Source organism: Mesorhizobium sp. (assembly GCF_005063415.1).
Lineage (GTDB): Bacteria > Pseudomonadota > Alphaproteobacteria > Rhizobiales > Rhizobiaceae > Mesorhizobium.
In genome coordinates this window covers 16,794-20,979 of sequence record NZ_SUEG01000093.1, presented here as the reverse complement: position 1 = coordinate 20,979, position 4,186 = coordinate 16,794, and the positions used below count along the sequence as shown (strand labels likewise).

Sequence of the window (4,186 nt, the reverse complement as noted above, 5' to 3'; positions counted from 1 at the left end):
CCCCCGCCTCGATCAGCTGCCGGCGCACGGCAAGGATGCGCTGCCAGCCGGCCGGCGTGCCCGGCTCGTCGCTCCCGACTGGTGCCATTTCGCCCGCCGCGTCGCCCGCTCGCGCCTGCACCGTCTGGCCAAGGATGCCGAGGTGCCGTGGGAGGACGAGAAATTCATCTTTGTCGCGGCCTCCCGCCATCCGGCCGCTCCGCCTCGAGCGCGAGTGATCGCACCGCCGAAGTCGGGCTCCGGCAAGGTCTTGCTGAAGCTTTGCGAACAGGATGGGAGTGCTGCCGAGCGACTGTTCACCAAGCGCGACGGCGAGACGTTCAAGGCCGCGCGGCGACTGGACTGGGGTGATGCCTTGCCGGAATGACCGGCAGCTATTTTCCTGTTTTGTTCTCGCCTGAGAACGGCTAGGCTCGCCATCTTGATTCGAGTCAATCAAGATTCTTTCCACCGAAAGATCCTGGCTGTGAATCGCGGGCATCAAAGTTGGTTGGTTGGGGACTGATGCAGATAAGTCATCACCGACTTGTCTCGTTCTGATATCGAGAGACGGGGATCAGACCGGGGACATCATGGCAGAGGCAGCACGAAAATTCGGCGTGGCGGAAACACCGCTCTATCGCGAGGCGCCGAACAATATCGAGGCCGAGCAGGCGCTGCTCGGCGCCATACTGGTCAACAACGATGCCTTCTACCGCGTCTCCGACTTCCTGAAGCCCGGCCATTTCTACGAGCCACTGCATAGAAAGATCTTCGAGGTCGCGGCCGAGCTCATCCGCATGGGCAAGATCGCGACGCCGATCACGCTGAAGACCTTCCTGCCGGCCGACGAGAAGGTCGGCGATATGACGGTGGCGCAATATGTCGTGCGGTTGGCGGTGGAGGCCGTCACCGTAGTCAACGCCACCGACTATGGCCGCGCCATCTACGATCTGGCGACGCGGCGCGCGCTGATCACCGTCGGCGAGGACATGGTCAACATCGCCTATGACGCGCCGGTCGACATGTCGCCCTCCGACCAGATCGAGGATGCCGAGCGGCGCCTGTTCGAATTGGCCGAAACGGGCCGCTATGATGGCGGCTTCGAAAGCTTTACCGATGCCGTCAAGACCGCCGTCGACATGGCCAATGCCGCCTATATGCGCGACGGGCATTTGTCGGGCGTTGCCACCGGCTTGCGCGACCTCGACCGCCGCATGGGCGGCCTGCAGTCGTCCGACCTGATCATCATTGCCGGCCGCCCCGGAATGGGCAAAACCTCGCTCGCCACTAACATCGCCTTCAATATCGCCGAGGCCTATGTCCCGGCGCAGCAGGCGGACGGCTCGTTCAAGGCGGCCAATGGCGGCGTCGTCGGCTTCTTTTCGCTCGAAATGTCATCCGAACAGCTGGCCACCCGCATTATTTCCGAACAGACGGAAATCCCGTCGTCGAAAATCCGGCGCGGCGAGATCAGCGAGATGGATTTCGAAAAGCTGGTCGCCTGCTCGCAGACAATGCAGAAAATCCCGCTGTTCATCGACCAGACCGGCGGCATTTCCATCGCTCAGCTGTCGGCCCGCGCGCGTCGCCTGAAGCGCCAGCGCGGCCTCGACGTCATCGTCATCGACTATATCCAGCTGATGCAGGGATCGAGCGCGAAATCGTCGCAAAACCGCGTCCAGGAAATCACCGAGATCACCACCGGCCTCAAGGCGTTGGCCAAGGAGCTGGCGGTGCCGATCATCGCCCTGTCGCAGCTGTCGCGCCAGGTGGAGAGCCGCGACGACAAGCGCCCGCAGCTTTCGGATCTGCGCGAATCGGGCTCCATCGAGCAGGACGCCGACGTGGTGCTGTTCGTCTACCGCGAGGAATATTATCTGAAGAACCGCGAGCCGAAGCCGGGCACCGACGAATACATCAAATGGGAACACGAGATGAACGAGATGCGCGGTAAGGCCGAGGTCATCGTCGCCAAGCAGCGCCACGGCCCAACGGGGTCGGTCAGCCTCGCCTTCCAGGGCGAATTCACCCGCTTCTCGGATCTCGCCGAGGAACATCATTTGCCGGATCGGTTCGAGTAGCTTTTTGACCAACCGTCGCGCTCCGTCACACCCCCCTCTGGCCTGCCGGCCATCTCCCCCGCAAGGGGGGAGATCGGCAGTTTTGCCGCCGGTTCTCCTCTTGCGGCATCGGCGATTGGCGAAAGCATCAATGACAGCCAATCTCCCCCCTTGCGGGGGAGATGTCCGGCAGGACAGAGGGGGGTGGGCAGGATCGCCAGCCTCCGGCTATTTGCGAGCGACGCGACGCTGATGGCCAAATCCCGCATTCAGTTCATCTGTCAGAATTGCGGATCGGTGCATCAGCGCTGGGCCGGCAAATGCGATGCCTGCGGCGAGTGGAACACGCTGGTCGAGGAAGGCACGTCAGGCGGCATAGGCTCCGGCCCGGCCAATACGCGCAACGCCCGCAAGGGCCGCGCAGTGGTGCTGACCAGCCTCTCCGGCGACATCGAGGACGCGCCGCGCATCGTCTCCGGCATCGGCGAACTCGACCGCGCCACCGGCGGCGGCTTCGTGCGCGGCTCGGCGCTGCTGGTCGGCGGCGATCCCGGCATCGGCAAGTCGACGCTGCTCACCCAGGCCGCGGCCGCGCTGGCAGCAAAGGGCCACCGCATCGTCTATGTCTCGGGTGAAGAAGCGGTCGCCCAGATCAGGCTGCGCGCCCAGCGGCTCGGCGTCGCCGGCACCCCGGTCGAGCTCGCCGCCGAGACCAATGTCGAGGACATCCTCGCCACCATCGCCGACGGCAAGCGGCCGGATCTGGTCATTCTCGATTCGATCCAGACGCTGTGGACCGACATGGCCGATTCGGCGCCCGGCACGGTCACCCAGGTGCGTGCCGCCGCCCAAGCGATGATCCGCTATGCAAAATCCACAGGGGCGGCGATCGTTCTGGTCGGCCATGTCACCAAGGAGGGCCAGATCGCCGGCCCACGCGTCGTCGAGCACATGGTCGACGCGGTACTCTATTTCGAGGGCGAAGGCGGCCACCACTACCGCATCCTGCGAACGGTCAAGAACCGCTTCGGGCCAACCGACGAGATCGGCGTCTTCGAAATGTCGGACAAAGGCTTGCGGGAAGTCGCCAACCCGTCCGAGCTTTTCCTCGGTGAACGTCATGCGAAGTCGCCGGGTGCCGCGGTTTTCGCCGGCATGGAAGGCACACGGCCGGTGCTGGTCGAGATCCAGGCACTGGTGGCGCCGTCGACGCTGGGCACGCCACGCCGCGCCGTCGTCGGTTGGGACGGTGCCCGGCTGTCGATGATCCTGGCGGTTCTGGAAGCCCATTGCGGCGTCCGCTTCGGCACGCACGACGTCTATCTCAACGTTGCCGGCGGCTACCGAATTTCGGAGCCGGCGGCCGACCTGGCGGTGGCGGCGGCACTGGTTTCCTCGCTCACCGGTCTTGCCCTTCCCGCAGATTGCGTCTATTTCGGCGAAATCAGCCTTTCGGGTGCAGTGAGGCCGGTTGCGCATGCGCAGCAGCGCCTCAAGGAAGCTGAAAAGCTGGGTTTCGGACGCGCGGTTCTGCCCTTGGGCAGCGAGGAACTTGTTGGTGGTAATGGGGTCGGGGGGATCGGAGCCGGCGCTTTCCAGCCCACCGAGCTTGCCGATCTCGTGGCGCGCATAGCCGGCTCTCGGCGCAGCCGCGCCGACGAGCAAGAGTGATGCGGCTCGTCGGAGTCGTGAAAAAGAGATCGGAGTGGGGCGAAAAACATGCCGATTACGCTGCTTGACGGAATTCTCGTCGGCTTCACCCTGGTCTCGGCGATGCTCGCTATGGTTCGCGGCTTTTCGCGCGAGATCCTGTCGATCATCTCCTGGGCAGCTGCTGCGGCGGCGGCCTTCTTCTTCTACAAACCGGTGCTGCCTTACATTCAGCCCTATATCGACAACGAAAAGGCCGCCATGGCAGCGGCCGCCGGTATCGTCTTCATTGTCGCGCTGATCGTCGTTTCGGTCATCACCATGAAGCTTGCCGACTGGATCATCGATTCCAGGATCGGTGCGCTCGATCGTACACTTGGCTTCCTCTACGGCGCGGCGCGTGGCGTCCTGGTCGTCGCTGTCGCGCTGCTTTTCTTCAATTGGCTGGCCGGCGCCAAGGCTCCAGGCTGGATTGCCAACGCCAAGTCAAAGCC

The 4,186-nt window shown here is 63.9% G+C and carries 4 protein-coding genes; all 4 read left to right on the top strand.

All coding sequences use genetic code 11. The features are described 5' to 3' along the window. Positions 1-367: small ribosomal subunit Rsm22 family protein (locus tag E5W70_RS21845; RefSeq protein WP_292662225.1), on the top strand; the 367-nt coding region annotated here is incomplete at its 5' end. Between the two features lie 205 nt (positions 368-572). Beyond that, on the top strand, positions 573-2,063 hold the full coding sequence (locus tag E5W70_RS21840; RefSeq protein WP_023677714.1) for a replicative DNA helicase: 1,491 nt from the start codon (positions 573-575) through the stop codon (positions 2,061-2,063). A gap of 231 nt (positions 2,064-2,294) precedes the next feature. Further along, complete coding sequence (radA, locus tag E5W70_RS21835) at positions 2,295-3,713, top strand: DNA repair protein RadA (protein WP_292662222.1); 1,419 nt, start codon at positions 2,295-2,297, stop codon at positions 3,711-3,713. 48 nt (positions 3,714-3,761) lie between these two features. Continuing rightward, on the top strand, positions 3,762-4,186 hold a 425-nt coding region (locus E5W70_RS21830), incomplete at its 3' end, for a CvpA family protein (protein ID WP_292662219.1).

Bases quoted from the DNA above. Each gene is read 5' to 3' on its own strand.
- radA (WP_292662222.1), top strand. From the start codon at position 2,295: ATGGCCAAATCCCGCATTCAGTTCATCTGTCAGAATTGCGGATCGGTG.
- E5W70_RS21840 (WP_023677714.1), top strand. From the start codon at position 573: ATGGCAGAGGCAGCACGAAAATTCGGCGTGGCGGAAACACCGCTCTAT.